The organism is Chitinophagales bacterium (assembly GCA_040877935.1).
Classification (GTDB): domain Bacteria; phylum Bacteroidota; class Bacteroidia; order Chitinophagales; family CAIOSU01; genus JBBDNB01.
The window spans coordinates 1-16,760 of record JBBDNB010000038.1; the positions used below are offsets into that span (position 1 = coordinate 1).

Genomic DNA, 16,760 nt, shown 5'->3' on the forward strand with positions numbered 1-16,760 from the left:
TGGTGATAATAACTATGTTTCCATTTTTACTTCACTGCAATACTAAAGGACAGTTCCTATAAAACCCAGGTAAATTCCTCGTCATTCCAGAAAATTTTCCCAAGAAAATTTATGTGGAATCTTCATCTATAGAAATGAGCAGCTTGTTTTTGGGCAGCGATACTTTTGTTGACTTAGATATTTGAAATCGCACAAGATGGCTGATGCGCTTTGACAACGAGTCAAATATTGAGCGAGCTGGGAGGAAGTACCCAGACTTCCCAAGTCTCAAAGACTTTGGAAGTCTATCGTCATTGGAATGGGAAATTGGTAAATGCTTGTTTTGGAATAAAGGCACATGCAGGCTTGCCCGAACTGGATAGGCGAGCTTTGCTCTTAGCCTACTCCTCATGCGCCAACTATGGGTGTTATTCTGTTTTTAATCTAAATATTTTGAAACACCCATGTTTACTGTCATTGATGAATTTATTAATCTCAGACGAATAATCAATTAGAATATCAACAATTGACTCTGTTTTTAGATTTCCTGTGCGCATCCAAATAATCTTTGGGGGAAATCCATACAAGGAATTCAAATCATTGAAATCAGAGTCTTGTGTAACTATAATATAATCATTGATTTTAGCAAATTCCCATATCTCTCTATCAGGAGCATTTATAAGGCTTGCATTTTTAACTGTAGTAGAGTCAGAATATTCTTCAGGAATCAACTTTAAAATCCTATGTGAGATATTTTGGTCAAACAAAAATCTCATATGGCAATCTGGTAAATTTTATTTTCTCTATCGGCAGCGTAACTTAATACAGCATAAATGTCTGTCTCAGTCAATTCGTCAAAATCAGACAGTATATCTTGAACAGTCATACCAGCGGCTAACCACCCAAGTACATCACTAACAGTTATTCTCATACCTCTGATACATGGTTTTCCTCCACGTTTTCCGGGTTCTATCGTAATTATTTGTTTATAATCTATCATTTTACAAATATTTTAGTGAAGATACGATTTTTTTTAATTCAACGGCTGGGTGTATTGCTACGGCAATTCCCTATAACTCCAATGGGGCATGACCCATTGAAAAAACGTGAATTCACTCACTCAAAAACCTATCTTTTTCTTCTGGCAGGGGCCTAAAACAGCTTTCTCTTTTACCAAACCAATCATAGCGATTACGGGCGATAAAATCGTAAAAGAAATTATTAAAAGCTGTTGGTAGTATGCTAAATACACGAATCAATGACAAGGGAAATTTCAGGTATTCAGCTATTTTAAGTGCTGCTTCAGATTTTACAAACAATTGATTTTCATACCACAACAATATGCTGTCGGGCAATGATTCGAGGTCTAAATTCTGAGCCGGTAAAAATTCTTTTGCAAAATCAGTTTGCAGTGCTGCAAAGTACAATTCTTCGCTTTTCTCATTTTGCATTACCCACTGTACACTGCCGCTGCAAAACACACAATCTCCATCAAAAAATACGATTGCTTTGTTTTCATGTTTTTGAATTTCCATTATAATTTGATCAAACGGAATGCATAGGATTTCTGTTCATCGAGATCAGCAATTTGCAGCAAATAAAAACCTGCTACTTCCCTTTGAAGGGAAAACTGCTCCCGATCTCCAAAAAAGCTGCCGTTCTGCACCCTTTTGCCCTGAAGATCAAAGATATTGTAGGTATATTTTCCGGCTTCACTTACCTTTATATTGTAAACCGCATTGGAAGGATTGGGGTAAATTGTAAACTCAGGCGCAGCTTTTGCTTCAATTTCCGGCACAGCTACCGGCAACTCTTTGCCCAATATCGGACGGATCATAGGCGCAGCTTCAACCAGTGAGTTGTTCCAATTATTACCGATTTTATAATACATGTAGGATTGGGCTGAATTGTTCAAATCGAGACCAACCTGAATATTTTCTTCATCAGTCTGGTCCCAACCGACATAAAATGAACCACTCACCAATAATGGAGTGTCCAGCCTATAAGTTACAAAGCCATTTTTTCGCGCCACGTATCTTGGCTTTTGAAATTCTTTTTCATAGATCAATACATCATTTCCATTTCCACTTAAATTGATTTCGCTCCAAACTTTAAGCGTAAAAAGCAGATCGGATGCATCAAAATTGATCTGTGTAAAATGAAACTGAATGGCTCGCAATGTATCAGGTACATTCAGGTTGAATTCATAGGCGAAATTTTTCAGCCCGGGTCCTTCAAGTCCATATGCCTTTTCAGCACTGCCATCGTCATAAGCCAGGTAATTGTAAAAAGGCACAAGCATTCGTGCTGTATCTGTATTTGTACTTAAAGCTGAAGGAATCTCATCTATATAGGAAGTCAATTCTATCAAAACTGAATCGCTTTGCGTATTGATATTAAAAGGCACAAAATTTGAAGTGGGAAAACCAATAGAGAAAGGAGAAAAAGGTGGTAGGGATGTGCCCTGTGTAGGGAAATCGTAAATATTATAAATATTATTCCCATCTATTTCATTTACCTGATAGGAGAAACTAATGGTTTGCGCTACCGAAAAATTATTTTTAAATGAAAGAAAAAGCTCTTCAGCCGTTTCCTGCGCTTCAAAACCCTCATATTGATTCCAGGGCATACTGGTATATCTGTCTAAAAAATTAGTCGGGGGATTTAAAACCGAAACATCGCGCATCACTGTATCTATGTCACTTCTATTGGCTGCAAGATAAATGTAGTCAATATGCCAATGGTCATTGTTTCCGGTAAGTGTGGCTTTGTTTCTAAATCTAAATTGAAAGGTTTTTGTAAAATAAAAATTATCATCAATCGGTATTATAACCGCTTTCCAATCTTCTATTACATCATTAACAGAGGCAAAACCGGGGCTACTCCATACAATATCCCAAACTCCATTTTTATTAAACTCCAATATAAGGGAATCTTCAGGTTCAGGTTTGTTTCCCAGCCCTGTAGAGACATAGAAAAAGCTGAGGTATAAACTATCGTTAAAAGAAAAACTGCTCAAATCCATCGCCTGAGATGTGAGCGTATCAGCCGGGCCGCTATTTGTTTGATCTGGGTCATAGGGCAGCCCGTTTTCATTTAGCCCGTCAAATGTGGCTACATTATTACTGAGTTTTTCGAGCACATTGGTGCTGTTGATAAAAACCTGGTTTTCCAACCATCGCGCATTCGGGTCGCGAATCAATTTAAATTCACTGTAAACGATAGTGGAATCCGGTTCAACTTTTACAGAATCAAGTGTACCGCCATTAAGTGTATAGCGATAAAACGCAGGCCATACTATAAGTGTATCTGTAGTAATTTGCGGATCAAATTGATCATTATTTAAGATTAAAGTGTCCCGCATTTTTGGTGTAGAGTCAAGCGTACTCCCATTTACAGTATAATTCCAGGAGGTATCATCAAACATAAACTCAAGGGAATCTGTAATACTTCCCAATTGTACGGAACGCAAAATGGTATCAAACACAAGGTTGTTCCAGGGTTTGCGCTGAAACAAACGATCTCTTGCAAAATCTTCCAAAAAAGGAATATTAATCGTATCGGGAACAATCAGGTAATTATTTTTCACAAGTCCCAATTGATTGACTGCATCGGGATTGTAGTTGCTGTGATAAAGCTGAGGATTGTAACCCAGATCATAGATGCGTTCCTGGGCAGAAAGCTGCACAGCAATGGTTATTATACAAAATAGGAATAAGGCAGGATTAATCTGCATCTTCAATAAATTCATCGATAATTGCTTCATTATCTGTTGTATCAATATGCCCCTGTACTGACTCAGGCAATTCTTTGGTCAGGAAAACGTCAATTGACTCTCCCATATTGAGTGTTCTTGGATTTTCTTCTACAAATTCAGGGATTTGACTGTAAATTACTGCTTCAGTACTGTCTTCCACTGTTTCGTCATAGACAACAGCACCAAGGTTCAGTGAAGAGGCAATAAGGCTCCATTTGGCTTCTTCTAATGTAAGCCCACTCAAATTGGGCACTTCTATAGTCGTATTGCCAAAGCCATCTCCCAATACCAGATCCACTACAGAACCTTTAGGTAATAAAGCTCCCGGTGCAATTGTAGAATCATTATACAACTGATCGAGCACTGCATTTTGTGCCAGATCAGGTTTATAACTCAACTCTCCTACTTTCAAACTCCAGGACTCCAATTCTATAGAAGCCTGTCTCAGTGATTTATCTATAAGATCGGGCATTTTTACTTTAGGTGGCTGAGTAGCATTGATGGTTAAATAAATTTTTCGGTTTTCCTTCACCTTAGAAGCCGCTTTGGGATCCTGATCGAGCACAGTTGTGGGCGGTTCATCTACTGTGAAAGCAGAATCAATAACCGCGTATTCCAATTGTTTTTTATTGAGGTAAATTTTCACCTGCTTTAAAGTCAATCCACGCAAATCAGGCACCGTAATGGTTTCACCATGCTTGGTATAACTGTCTAATGCTGTAAATGTTATCCAAATACCTGCACTTATAAAAAGCATGGCCAATACAATATTGATCCAGAAAAATTTTGTAAATATGAGCTTAATGAGCTTCAATTGATTGTCTTTTAAAGCTGAAATCCAATATCTTATCTATAAATTCAAAAGGCTTGTAGCCATTGATAGCTGCCTGGTGAAATATACAAGTCGCGGGAGTCATTCCCGGCAGCGAATTTACTTCAATTATAAGTGTTTCCACACTTAAATCCTCAAAAACCCTTACAAAGGCATCTATCCGGCAATAACCTTCCACATTTAAAATTTCTGCTGCTCGCTTCAAAGTAGCTTTTACCTGTTTTGAAATAATATCGTATTCTTCCATCGTATTGCCAAAACGGGCAGGAGTAATATTCTGCCCCTCTCCTGCCAAAAATTTCTCTTCCAGAGAAAGAATTTCGCTTCCCGCCAGGGCTTCTGAAGGTTCAAATACTTCTATGTATTTATTTCCCGACTTGTCAAAATGAGAAAGCATTCCGCCCGTAATTTCCATAAAATATTTTGCGCCTTCAGCCCCTATAAAAGACTCGAGCAAAACTTCCTGTTTGGCAGGAAACTCTTCTTTGTCGTTCAGTTTAAGCGTATTTGAAGCTTCGCTATCTCGCACAGCATCATTGTCGCGAAAAATGATTTTCAAATAAGCTTCTAAGTCAGCAATTGTATTGATTTTCTTTACTGCCGAACTGCAACCGTCATCCAATGGCTTAGCAATCAGCGGCAATGCTATAGATTGGGTGATTTGTTTAGCCGAAAAATCCGGATTCATATATTCCTGTTTGGAGAGCAACAATTGATCGGCCACTTTAAAACCATGCTTTTTCAAAATGTGCAAGGTCTCGTATTTATTGATGGTAGTTTTGGATGAAGCTACACCTGAACCATTGTATGGAATATTCAATGTATCAAGGTGTTCCTGAACGGCACCGTCTTCTCCCGGTCTGCCGTGCAAAGCAATAAACACGGCATCCACCTGTTTTTTAAGGTCTGAATAATCTAGTGGAACCGGCTCAAACAAAGGTGGTGCAGGGGTGAATTTTTCGGTAATGGCCTTGCATTCGCTTTTAATTTGCTCAATAACCGGATGTTTGCTGAAATTGCTGATCTTATCCCGAATGTCATCTGCATTGTCTTTCAGTAAAATATTAATGGGAATGCGATGCATCACATGCTTTAGCTCCGATCCGCTTAAGAAAACAGGTATGGGTTCATAAACAGAACTGGAAGCCAGTTTTTCGAAAATATTCCTGCCGCTTTCTACCGAAATATGCCGCTCCGATGAAAAGCCTCCGAGCAGTACTGCTATTTTTTTCTGTTCAAATTCCGATTTATCTGCTTCGGCCAATTCCGTATTGAGTTTTTCCAGCAGGGCATTCCATTTTGAATTTATGATTCCCGCGTTTCGGATTCTCGCTTTTAGGCTGGCCCATATCAGGTAGGTCAAAAATTGGGAAGGATTCAGTCCGATTTCCGCTGCCTGGTGAAAAAAGAAGGAAGATGGCAGCATACCTGAAGTAGTATTGGGATCATTCAGGAAAATAGTACCGTCCTTTTGAATAAATCCGTCAATGCGGGCATAGACATCAAAATGCAGCGATTGGTACATCGTCACGCACCTGTCGCGAATCATATTGACCTGTTCTGCCGGAAGGTTTATGGGCGTTTGCTTACGAGATAAACCAGCCAGGTATTTTGAGCGATAATCAAAAAGTTCTTTGCCTTTAACTATTTCAGTTGGTGGCAACGCAACGGGCTTTCCATACAAATCCTCAATTACAATACAGGAAAATTCGCGGCCATCTATAAAAGATTCAAAAATCAAATCCTGCTCATTGTCCAATGCCTGTAGAAAAAGGCTTTTATCGGATTGCTTAAAATGATTATCGATTTTGTTCAGCAAATCAACAGGATCATATACCAACTCCTCCTCCATCAGCAAAGGCAGGCCAATGCCCTCGCGGATATCAATCAGATTTCGGATAAATGCAGTTTTGCCCTGTTCATTCAGCGCATTCCATTTTTCCGCAGCAATTTCTTCTATAAAAAACCCCTTGCGAATGGCTTTCACCAAATCTTTGAGCTCCGGATTTTCCAATATACTGATACCAATGGAAGAACCCTGGTTGGCAGGACGAATCACAAAATGATTGCCCAGTTTCTCTTTACTGTGCTTGAGCAGTTCACTTGCATTTTCAGGCTTCCAATCTGTTTTATTAAGGATAAAAAAATCAGGAGTGCCGAATTTGGTGTCCCTTGCCCACTCCTTTTGGAAGCTTTTGTTAATGCCTATTGTGGAAGGCAGTAAACCCGAACCACTGTAGGGAATATCAAAGGCAGAAAGCAGACCCTGAATTTGCCCATCTTCACCAAAGCGACCGTGCAGGGCCAAAAAGGCAAAATCGATGTATTGTGGCAATTCATGCCATTCTATGCGTTTGCCCACACTGTTGGCAATTTCTTCAAGCTTGTCCTTGGGCAATTCCTGCAGACTGTCAATATACACCTGAAAATTATGGACATTGCTTTTACAAAACTGGGCAGGAGGATAAAAATCACGGATAGTGCCTTTGTAGATGTATTTCCAATCGAGCAGGATACACTGTTTCAGGCTGTCCACAAAAATGGGGACAGGAGTAAAAATGCTTTTGTTTAGATTATCGTAAACGGTGCGACCACCAGCAAAGGAGATTTCACGCTCCCTGGAATTGCCCCCGAAAAATATACCTACTTTCATTTACCCGAATCAATGCTTAATCTATATTATTTAAAATCCGACCTTTAGATAATCAGCAAGCCGGGTTTCAACAAAGTTACACTTATCCAAATATTCATAACGAAAAAAGGCGTGAATATTACAAACAGTTGTGCAAAGTGGTTGGATGGTTTTGAGGACAGAGCTGGTGAAAAATCTAAAGCACTAAATGCTAGGTACCAAACAAATTCAAATAGGAAAAGCTGAAAAAAGTAAAACAAAATTCAGTTTTATAAGCTCAAAAAAATAATTTAGCTTCTAACACAATTTTTACCGATAAAAAAAATTCATTATGGGATTAAGTATTCATTACAGTGGTAAATTCAAAAAAGGTGCTTCACTTCCCCAAATGATTGAGGAGGTAGAAGATATTGCAAAAATATACAAATGGAAGTACTTTGTTTTTGATACTGATTTCCCAGCTCAATCCTTAGATAAAGAAACCTACAATCAACGCATTTATGGTATTAATTTCACTCCGCCCGAATGCGAAACTGTATCTCTGACTTTCTTATCTAATGGTAGAATGTCGAGTTTGCCACATTTGAAATTTTTTGGAAAAACAGCTGCTCAGACGGAACAGGAATATTTGTACATGCTCTCTGTAAAAACCCAATATGCAGGTATCGAAACACACAAGATCATTATTCACCTGCTGAAGTACCTGAACAAAAAATATTTCTCGGAATTCAAAGTGACCGATGAAGGACAGTATTGGGAAACAGGCGATGAGGAAAGGCTGAAAGAAGTTTTTGCCCGTTACAATAAACTAATTGATCAATTTGCCTCTTCTGTAGAAAACTTTCCTATAAAAAAGGGGGAATCGTTTATGGAATATTTTGAGCGTTTATTAGATCAGATTCGTAAAGAAAAGTGAGGTGGTTAATATTTCAATCAAATCGTTCTTATTGATGAATAGTCCGGGCTTTAAACCTGACATTTCCCCCTTTTATAAGGGCAAATTAGTGTGCTTTGAGATCTTTGATCAGAGGGTGGAGACAAAGTATTTTTGCGCATGGATAGGCCACTCGCGAGACGCGAGCGGAAACAGTGGTAATACACAAAAACAAGACTGATTTTCAATGTGGATGGACGTAAACAAGGTTTATAATTAAAAAAGAGAGGCGGCCTCATTCCAGGCCGCCTCTCTTTTGTGCTTGTATTTACTTTATTGTTATTCTTCCAGCGTAACTGTTCTTTCAACAGGATTAAAAGGAGCATCCACTAGCTCATCATTAGCATCGAGCAATTCAAGTTTAATGTTAAGTTCTCCTTTTGGAGCTCCTTTGATTACAAATGGGGCCCACTTGGTAAGCAAAAATTCCTCTCCATTAACCAACGCCCTTACTTTATAACCATCAAGGGATAAATCGACATTGTGCAGATAAAAATCCAGCAGTACATTTTCAGTATCCTTGCCTTTATAAGTGCCTTTAGGCCTGCTGTAAAACATTATCGGTTGGTCAAGGTCAAGTAGTTCAGCTCCTTCACCTATCTGCAGTTGAGTGATTAGTGCGGCTTTGCCAGATTTTACACTCTCGTGATAAGAACGTGAAAGAAAGGCCAGGATCACGTGATTTCCTTCTTCAAGTTCTTTTGAAAAAGTACTTTCATAATGCGCTGAATAAGGACCATTGTTATCAATAAAGTGAATATGTTGTCCTTTTGACGAATTGGCCAGTCCTTTTCCTTCAGCATCAGAGGTTTGTTCTCCTAGGGTATAATTGCTTACCTTAAAATCAAACTCCACTTCTCCACCTGAATTCACTTTATGATTTGCCAATTCTAATGTAGCATCACCATATACCGGGGATTTGGGTTTTAATGGTTCTAAGCTGATTTTTGATTCGGGTGCTTTTTTCTCGGTTTTTTCTTCTTTAGCAGTCTGCTTTTCATTTGATTCTGACTCACCGGAATTTTGACAGGCCGTAAATAAGAAAACCAAAGCAAGAAAATAAGGCATTTGTTTAGTAAACATAATAGTTGTTGCGATTTTAATTAATTAATGGCGATAAGATAAAAAATTAAGTGTTCTTATAAAATTTTAATCACCAACAATTTTGAGAACACCTTTCATCTAAATCATTGTAAGATTACCCAATTCACTTTTTAGAACACCTGTGCTTGTTGGTTTATCAATGCATTTGTTGGCGAAAAGCTGAAATACTTTTTTGGAAATTATCCTTGTTTTACTTTTGTGTCTTGATGCTTCTATTTTTCCTGCAGTTATTGCATTGCCTCTTTTCATAATTTCACTGCTGATAGCATTAATCCTGACATTGAATTGATTAATATTCAGTTTAGGTTTTGATAATGAGATTGTTTTATACTTTAATACAGCATATTCAGCTAAAAAATTTAACTCGATGGAGCCAACAACTGAAGAACAATTGACTATCGATCCACCCCCTCTCTTAAGCATATATGGCAGTTCATATTTCATGCACATCCAAATATATTTAATACTATCACTTATCATTACCTCAGCATTATCTTTTTTATTTTTCCGGGGTGAAATAATAGTGTTCTCAAAACTCGGATAGTTAACCGCATAATCTATCTTTCCAAATTCAGAAACACACTTCTCCATCAACATTTTGATATTATATTTAAGCGATAATTCAGAAGGCATGTATATGGCTTCACCATTGTATGAATTGATGTAGTCAAGTGTCTTGTTACTTGTAAAAGAATCAGCAATAATCACTTTAGCCCCTCTTTTTGCAAATTCAATTGCTGTTGCTTTTCCTATTCCATTTGCAGCACCAATAATCAATGCAACTTTGTCTGTAAATTTTTCCATAATTCAATTGTTTATGAGGTTTTAACATCGTATGACCAATCAAAACAGTACCTAACAGACTTTAATCAGATTGCATTGGTCAGTTTGTTATTTGCCCATTTTGCTTGTTAAATGATTGGAACAGACAAAAATGAGCGCAATAAAAGAAAAAACCATTACATGATTTTTTGAAAAAGTTACATGATTTTCACTTTTTATTTATAAAAACATAAGCCATACAGTATCATTGAAATAACACAAACTCGCATAAAACTGACTCGTAAAATTTTAAACTTAAAATACCGTCTGACCGTTTTTGATAAAACTGTTACAAAATTTTCAAAAATCAATATTTACCTAAGTTAGATAAAAAAATCTATTTTTTATAAGCATTGAATTTCAAGTAAGAGTAGAGGAATTCTGAGCAATAAATAATTTCCGAGCTCGGGTTATTAGGCTTAATTTTGACTTTGAATTAATGCTTTATTATAATAAGGCCTATGCAATTAAATTAAAACAAAATAAAATAAATTGAAAGAACTTATAAAACTGAATGTACAGGGCATGACCTGTACCAATTGTGCCAGGGGTGTTGAAAATCTATTAAAAGATAAAAACGCAAGGGATATCAATGTCAATTTTTCAACCGATGAAGTGGAATTTTCTATTGGAAAAGAATCCAAATTAGAAGAAATCAAAAATGGAATAGAAAAGTTGGGCTATATCGTTAATTCTGAAGGAGAAACAATCAAAGTGCCCTGGTGGAGCCTAAACAAAAAATTTACAGTATCGCTAATATTGACCATTCCGCTGTTGCTGCATATGTTTTTGCCCTTTGAACTGCTGCACAATCCAATTTTTCAGCTTACACTCAGTACGCCCGTATTTCTGATTGGTTTGCATCATTTCGGAGGCAGTTCGCTTGGTGCTTTAAAAAGTGGAGTGGCCAATATGGATGTGCTCATTCTGCTCGGTTCTTCGGCAGCTTTTATCTATTCATTGTACGGTACTATTATAGGTCAGCCTGAAGATTTTCTTTTTTACGAAACTGCAGCAACAATTATCACTTTGGTTTTAATGGGAAATATCATAGAGCGCAGAAGTGTGCAGCAAACAACAACTGCCATTAAAGAATTGAGCAAACTCAAAGCAGAGAAGGCCAATCTAATTCAACGCGACCATAGTGGGAATGAGGAAATTGTAGAAATCAATGCCAAAGACATAGAAAGCGGTCAAACTTTTCTGGTAAAAGACGGGGAACGCGTTCCGGCAGATGGAAAAGTATATTGGGGAGAGGCACTGGTCAATGAATCTATGGTAACGGGTGAAAGCAAGCCAATCCTTAAAAAAATAAATGACACATTGCTGGGAGGCACATTGCTGGAAGATGGCAATATTAAAATGACAGCTACATCTATTGGCAATCAATCTTTTTTGGGAAGAATTATTCGTTTGGTAAAAAATGCCCAGGCCGATAAACCGCAGATTCAGCGAATGGCCGACCAAGTAAGTGCAATTTTTGTGCCTCTTGTAGTTGGCATTGCCATCCTTACTTTTGCGCTTTCCTTTTGGCTGGGCAATGTTGGGATGGAATCTGCATTGTTGCGCTCCATTGCAGTATTGGCCATTTCCTGTCCTTGTGCAATGGGGCTTGCTACTCCTACGGCTGTAATGGTTGGTGTAGGAAGAGTTACCAAAAATGGGGTTTTGATAAAAGGGGGAACTACTATTGAAAAATTTTCAGAGGTAAAACAAATTGTTTTTGACAAAACCGGTACACTCACAAGCGGTGCTTTTAAAATCAAAAAATTATTGGTTTGGGACAATGAATATTCCGAAGATGAAATCAAATCAATAATTGCCGGGTTAGAAAAATATTCAGGGCACCCTATTGCCAAATCCTTGCAAAAAGAATTGAGTGCTGTAAAAGCAGCTGCTTTTAGCAAAGTGAAAGAAATAAAAGGCATTGGCATAGATGCCCGAAATGAATCCGGGGATCGATTTTCCTGTGGCTCAAAAGAACTCTTGAAAGAAGCACCTGCCCCGGGAGATGAACTCGATGTTTATCTTTTGAAAAACGGAACACCAATAGCCGGAATCGTTCTGGAAGATGAGATTAAGAAAGATGCTGCTGAAACCATTGATTTTTTGAAATCCAAAGGCATTAAAACCATTTTGCTCAGTGGCGATAGAAAGGCCAATTGTATTTCTGTTGCAGAGCGGCTGGGCATAGACACGGTTTATTATGAGAAAAAACCGGATGAAAAACTTAAAATCATAGAAGAACTAAATGCTCAGCAATCTACCGCAATGGTAGGTGATGGCATAAATGATGCGCCTGCACTCAACAAGGCGATGCTGGGTATTTCACTCAATGATGCTACGCAAATTGCCATGGACAGTTCTGATATCATTTTGCTCAATGGCAAATTATCAGGATTGATTGAAGCCTATAAAATCAGTAGAGGGACATTTACCACAATTAAACAAAACCTATTTTGGGCCTTTGCCTATAATATTGTAGCCATCCCCATAGCTGCCCTGGGTTTTTTAAATCCTATGGTAGCCGCATTGTCTATGGCATTTTCAGATGTGGTTGTTGTTGGCAATTCATTGCGTTTGAGAAGCAGAAAATTGCGCTAAAGTATTGTTCTTTGAAAAGATTGTTTTATAATAAATCCTATATTCATGCGCAATGAAAAAGGAGCAGGCAGCAGTATTGTTTATCCCAAAATGGTTTCCGGGCAGAAACGATCCGCAGAATGGTGTTTTTATACTTAAACACGCACGTGCAATATCAGCGCATTACCCAGTGAAAATCATGCATTTATGCCCAGTTAAATCTCAGGAAAAGCGATTTGAAACAGAATTTGAACATGAGAACAATATTGAAATACTGCATTGCTATTACCGCAGTTTTCAAAGTTCTTTCCTCAGAATATTTAATCTCCTCTTGTATTTGATTGCCTTTTACAAAACCTATAATCGCTTATTTCCAAAAACCCCTCCCCTTTTAAGCCATGCACATGTTTTTACCCGCCCCGCTGCACTGGCTTTTATTTTAAGAGTTTGGAAAGGCACACCTTATATAGTCAGTGAACACTGGACCATTTATCTAAAAGGAAAATTCAATGACTTTTCAGTAATTAAAAAATTTACTATTCGCCATTTAGCAAAAAAGAGCGAAGCTATTACTGCTGTTTCAAACATCTTACTCAATACCATGAAGCAATGTGGTATTTACAGCAAACGAATGATAGTGATTGGAAATGCCGTGCCTGCTCCTGAAAACATAACAGCCACAAAATCCTACACTAAGAAAATCGGCCTTGTCGCTGACTTTGATGATAAAAACAAGCAGATTTCAGCAGTAATTAAAAGCTTTATTCAAATTGCAGATACACACAAAGACTGGCAATTGCACATTGTAGGAGGTGGACAAGACGAAGCTAAACTTCATCAATTGAGCACAGAAAGCGGGCTCAAAGACAAACAAATCATATTCCACGGCAGGCAGGACAATGTATATGTATATCAATTTCTCAGAGACATTGCTTTTCTGGTCAATTTCAGCAGATATGAAACTTTCTCAGTAATTCTGGTAGAAGCTATCTTACATGGAAAACCAGTGATAAGTAGCAAAAGTGGCGGTCCTGAATCTTTCATTAATGATGAAAACGGCTTGCTGATAGATCGCGATGACACAACAAAACTCAAAGCTGCTATGCAGCAAATGATTGAACAGCATCACACATATGATCCTGACCTGGTGCGCAAAAGCATTGGTGATAAATTCAGTCCTGAAAATATAGGCTTTGAGTTCAAAAAACTATACGATGAAATATTGAAGCCTTACGCACAGTGAAGTATTTGCTAAACTGGGCAGCAAATTCCTGATCCTGATTCTCACTAAAGTATCTTGTAGCAAATAAAGTGGGTTCAGCCTTTAACTGTTTTCAAAACCTAAGAAAATAAGTGGGCTCATTTTCAGTCACTTAAGTGTTTCTCTATACTTTTTTGGCAATTCTTGTAACCAAAGAATCACAGTACCGTAGAAGGATACAAGAATGCCAAAAACATATAACCATGAGAACTTCAAAAGCAATTTGTCTGCCTTACAACAAAAACAAATCAAGGGCGGAATTTTTCAAAAAAGATTTTATTTTCCTTTTGTTCGCATCATTCCTTTGCCTTAGCATGAGCAGTGCTTCTGCTGCTGTATATACTGCAAGTGGTATGGGTAATTTTAATGATGAAAATATCTGGACGCCAGAATATCCGGGCAACCATATTAAAGCAGGTGACACAGTGAAAATTACCGGACAGCTAAAACTCAATAAAGATGTACTTATTGACGGCATGGTGTTGATCTATGAAGAAGCCAGCCTGGTAGGTTCGAGCAACCTTATAATAATGGAAGATGCCTGGTTGATTAATAAAGGTCTGGCTTTGGTTGGTGGAATCACCAATCAGGGAATAGTTTACAACAAGCATATTATGGAAACCAGTTCGGACTTTATCAATTCGGGCAAAATATTGAACAATGAAAGTGTTGTTGTTGGCCAAATTATGGAGAACATAGGTGTAATGACCGGAAATGGTGGCACCTACATGGCTTCCAACAAAATGATCAATGCCCAGGGCGGTAAAATCACTGGCAATACAGATGTTTGCTCTTCTGATTTTATGAATATCAATGGAGGTCAGATCGATTCAAACTATATCAGCTTTTGCGGTGCAAGAATTTTCAATGAATTGTTTCTTACAGCAAGTATTAAATCTGACAATGTAATCCTCAATCTAAAAAATTCAGAAAACCTGAATGCTGATAAATTAGAACTTGAAAGAAGTACAAATGGCAAAGATTACGAAATCATTGCCTCTCTCGAAAAACAAGATTTACTGAGAGATGCAACAGGACTGAAATATGTTGATCAAAGCCTTGCTTCTGGAAAATCACTTCAGTACCGAATGAAAATCACAGATAACAATGGGCAGGTAAAAACTCTGCAAGCGATTGATGCCGCCAATATCTACGGCTTCAAGTTATAAAATAGAAACCAGACCAAAACCAAACTTGAGCACCTGAAAAAGGTGAAGGAAATAGAAGAACTATATTGAAAGTCTAAGGTTTGGTTAGCTTTATGGTGGTCTTGATTATCAAGACAGAGTTTGGTTTGTTGAAAAGCTTGGTCCTGCGGGAGCAAGCTTTTCAACATTTAGGGCTTTTGCAAACAACTTGCCAATATGTGCTACAACAATATAGATTAAAAACATTAAGTAAAAACCATAAAATAATATTCCTGATTCTGCCTTCCGGTATTTAAAGTTTTTTTTATGATTTTAGATTTAGGCAATTCAATTTCACTTTTAAAAAATGGCGCATCATAAACCAGGGAATGATATGCCCCATCTTCACCACAAAGATCGTGGCCAGCAGGATAATCCGTTTTAAAGGAAGCATCCAAATCCCTGCCAAGCCAGCTTTTGTCCAATACTGAAGCATCTACAACAATTGTTTTGGCCTTTATCTTTGCTTCGAGCAATTCATCGTATAACAAATCGGGAGATTGTCCCCAGATTGGGAAATCAGCTTTAAGGCCACAATCTGCAACCATCTTTTCTCTAAATGCCTTTACATCTTCCAGATAAATATCGCCAAAAAGCAAGGTGTCAATTTTATATTGGGATTTTGCCTTCTGGCAAATATCTACAAAAGCCTGTTCGTAAACCTTATTGGAAGAAAACTCCGGCAATTTCATTTCCAACAAAGGGATATCCATCTGTTCAGCCTGTTCACGTATAATATCCATAGGCACAGCATGCATCGCCACCTCATCCTTTTCCGTAACTGTTGTAATCAATGCCTTTATTGCATATTGATTTTGCTTTGTACATTTCCAATAGCTGAGCGCGGCATCCTTCCCTCCACTCCAAAATAGCCCTGCATTCGTTTTACGCATATTTTAGCATCTTTGCTTTGAACTAATATTATCCTAGTTAATACAGTGAAAAACTTCCTTCCAATTACAACGAACCACTTTTAACAATAAAACGTATTTTTATAGAAAGAAAAATGAAACGAACATGAATTTTTTTAATCAAAAACTTCACACATGAGGATGATTAAAACAAATTCATGTGAGAGCGAAGCGGTTCCATCTGTGCAGAAATTTTTCTGCATTTTTGGAACAAGCAGAAAAATTTTAAACAGATGAAAGCCTACAAATTCATAACAAAAATATCTGATAAAGGGATCATTCAAATTCCCTTTAGCCCAGCTCTTTACGACAAAGAAGTTGAAATCATTATAGTGCCAAAATTGAACAAAAAGAAAAAAACACAGAAAGCAACTGATTTCATAAACAAATGGGCAGGCTTTTTGAAAAATACAGATACCGATAAATCTAAGTTTGAATACCTTTCAGGGAAGTACAAATGAAGAAAGTCCTGTTCGATACCAATATTATACTTGACATTGCTTTAAATCGCGATTCATTTTTTGAAGAAGCTTTTCAGCTATTCAGCCTTATTGATCAGAAGAAAATTCTTGGGTTTATAACTGCATCTACAATTACGGATATCTACTACATCTCCAAAAAAGAAAAGGGACATACTGAATCAATCAATTTCTTAAAAGGGTTAATTGAAATTGTTGAAACTGTTGGAATAAACAAAGACATCAAACCTGAGTTCGGAAATTATTTATTGCTCAGAATGCCAGAAAATAGTGAGATTC

Annotated in this window: 15 protein-coding genes; 6 read left to right on the forward strand and 9 right to left on the reverse strand. The window is 37.6% G+C overall.

Going from position 1 to position 16,760, the window contains the following annotated elements:
* Positions 1–407: 407 nt before the first annotated feature.
* The 6 genes from WD048_08990 to WD048_09015 all read right to left on the reverse strand — a co-directional run bounded on the left by WD048_08990 (position 408) and on the right by WD048_09015 (position 7,221).
* Positions 408–755: a DUF5615 family PIN-like protein gene (locus WD048_08990; GenBank protein ID MEX0812340.1), complete on the reverse strand. Its 348-nt coding sequence runs from the start codon at positions 753–755 to the stop codon at positions 408–410.
* Positions 752–979 carry a DUF433 domain-containing protein gene (locus tag WD048_08995; GenBank protein MEX0812341.1) on the reverse strand — a complete coding sequence of 76 codons (228 nt, stop codon included), beginning with the start codon at positions 977–979 and terminating at the stop codon, positions 752–754. The genes WD048_08990 and WD048_08995 overlap by 4 nt, the downstream gene beginning before the upstream one ends.
* A gap of 112 nt (positions 980–1,091) precedes the next feature.
* Positions 1,092–1,514: a DCC1-like thiol-disulfide oxidoreductase family protein gene (locus WD048_09000; protein MEX0812342.1), complete on the reverse strand. Its 423-nt coding sequence runs from the start codon at positions 1,512–1,514 to the stop codon at positions 1,092–1,094.
* Positions 1,514–3,730, reverse strand: coding sequence for a T9SS type A sorting domain-containing protein (locus WD048_09005; protein ID MEX0812343.1), 2,217 nt, complete (start codon positions 3,728–3,730; stop codon positions 1,514–1,516). Before WD048_09005 ends, WD048_09000 begins: the two co-directional genes overlap by 1 nt.
* Positions 3,705–4,550 (reverse strand): PASTA domain-containing protein, encoded by an 846-nt coding sequence (locus WD048_09010; protein ID MEX0812344.1) that lies wholly within the window; start codon positions 4,548–4,550, stop codon positions 3,705–3,707. Before WD048_09010 ends, WD048_09005 begins: the two co-directional genes overlap by 26 nt.
* A complete protein-coding gene (locus tag WD048_09015; GenBank protein MEX0812345.1) occupies positions 4,537–7,221 on the reverse strand; it encodes a hypothetical protein in 2,685 nt (894 codons plus the stop codon). Before WD048_09015 ends, WD048_09010 begins: the two co-directional genes overlap by 14 nt.
* 310 nt (positions 7,222–7,531) lie before the next feature.
* On the opposite strand from WD048_09015, the gene WD048_09020 reads away from it, so the two are divergent.
* Positions 7,532–8,116: a hypothetical protein gene (locus tag WD048_09020; protein MEX0812346.1), complete on the forward strand. Its 585-nt coding sequence runs from the start codon at positions 7,532–7,534 to the stop codon at positions 8,114–8,116.
* A 297-nt stretch (positions 8,117–8,413) separates the two neighbouring features.
* Here the strand turns inward: WD048_09020 and WD048_09025 are convergent, their stop codons facing one another.
* Both WD048_09025 and WD048_09030 read right to left on the reverse strand, forming a co-directional pair.
* On the reverse strand, positions 8,414–9,217 hold the full coding sequence (locus tag WD048_09025; protein MEX0812347.1) for a hypothetical protein: 804 nt from the start codon (positions 9,215–9,217) through the stop codon (positions 8,414–8,416).
* A 99-nt stretch (positions 9,218–9,316) separates the two neighbouring features.
* Positions 9,317–10,042: an SDR family NAD(P)-dependent oxidoreductase gene (locus tag WD048_09030; GenBank protein MEX0812348.1), complete on the reverse strand. Its 726-nt coding sequence runs from the start codon at positions 10,040–10,042 to the stop codon at positions 9,317–9,319.
* Positions 10,043–10,552: 510 nt separating this feature from the next.
* On the opposite strand from WD048_09030, the gene WD048_09035 reads away from it, so the two are divergent.
* From WD048_09035 to WD048_09045, 3 genes are all read left to right on the forward strand, one after another.
* Positions 10,553–12,664 (forward strand): cation-translocating P-type ATPase, encoded by a 2,112-nt coding sequence (locus tag WD048_09035; protein ID MEX0812349.1) that lies wholly within the window; start codon positions 10,553–10,555, stop codon positions 12,662–12,664.
* A 52-nt stretch (positions 12,665–12,716) separates the two neighbouring features.
* A complete protein-coding gene (locus WD048_09040; protein ID MEX0812350.1) occupies positions 12,717–13,886 on the forward strand; it encodes a glycosyltransferase in 1,170 nt (389 codons plus the stop codon).
* A 221-nt stretch (positions 13,887–14,107) separates the two neighbouring features.
* Positions 14,108–15,073, forward strand: coding sequence for a hypothetical protein (locus WD048_09045; GenBank protein MEX0812351.1), 966 nt, complete (start codon positions 14,108–14,110; stop codon positions 15,071–15,073).
* 224 nt (positions 15,074–15,297) lie between these two features.
* On the opposite strand, the gene WD048_09050 is transcribed toward WD048_09045, so the two are convergent.
* A complete protein-coding gene (locus WD048_09050) occupies positions 15,298–15,984 on the reverse strand; it encodes a hypothetical protein (GenBank protein ID MEX0812352.1) in 687 nt (228 codons plus the stop codon).
* A 251-nt stretch (positions 15,985–16,235) separates the two neighbouring features.
* Here WD048_09050 and WD048_09055 point away from each other — a divergent pair, with 251 nt between their 5' ends.
* Both WD048_09055 and WD048_09060 read left to right on the forward strand, forming a co-directional pair.
* Positions 16,236–16,463 (forward strand): hypothetical protein, encoded by a 228-nt coding sequence (locus WD048_09055; protein ID MEX0812353.1) that lies wholly within the window; start codon positions 16,236–16,238, stop codon positions 16,461–16,463.
* The coding region (locus tag WD048_09060) for a PIN domain-containing protein (protein MEX0812354.1) at positions 16,460–16,760 on the forward strand (301 nt) is incomplete at its 3' end. The genes WD048_09055 and WD048_09060, both read left to right, overlap by 4 nt.

Bases quoted from the DNA above. Each gene is read 5' to 3' on its own strand.
- WD048_08995 (MEX0812341.1), bottom strand. From the start codon at position 979: ATGATAGATTATAAACAAATAATTACGATAGAACCCGGAAAACGTGGA.
- WD048_09050 (MEX0812352.1), bottom strand. From the start codon at position 15,984: ATGCGTAAAACGAATGCAGGGCTATTTTGGAGTGGAGGGAAGGATGCC.
- WD048_08990 (MEX0812340.1), bottom strand. From the start codon at position 755: ATGAGATTTTTGTTTGACCAAAATATCTCACATAGGATTTTAAAGTTG.
- WD048_09045 (MEX0812351.1), top strand. From the start codon at position 14,108: ATGAGAACTTCAAAAGCAATTTGTCTGCCTTACAACAAAAACAAATCA.
- WD048_09040 (MEX0812350.1), top strand. From the start codon at position 12,717: ATGAAAAAGGAGCAGGCAGCAGTATTGTTTATCCCAAAATGGTTTCCG.
- WD048_09025 (MEX0812347.1), bottom strand. From the start codon at position 9,217: ATGTTTACTAAACAAATGCCTTATTTTCTTGCTTTGGTTTTCTTATTT.
- WD048_09030 (MEX0812348.1), bottom strand. From the start codon at position 10,042: ATGGAAAAATTTACAGACAAAGTTGCATTGATTATTGGTGCTGCAAAT.
- WD048_09020 (MEX0812346.1), top strand. From the start codon at position 7,532: ATGGGATTAAGTATTCATTACAGTGGTAAATTCAAAAAAGGTGCTTCA.
- WD048_09005 (MEX0812343.1), bottom strand. From the start codon at position 3,730: ATGAATTTATTGAAGATGCAGATTAATCCTGCCTTATTCCTATTTTGT.
- WD048_09000 (MEX0812342.1), bottom strand. From the start codon at position 1,514: ATGGAAATTCAAAAACATGAAAACAAAGCAATCGTATTTTTTGATGGA.
- WD048_09055 (MEX0812353.1), top strand. From the start codon at position 16,236: ATGAAAGCCTACAAATTCATAACAAAAATATCTGATAAAGGGATCATT.
- WD048_09015 (MEX0812345.1), bottom strand. From the start codon at position 7,221: ATGAAAGTAGGTATATTTTTCGGGGGCAATTCCAGGGAGCGTGAAATC.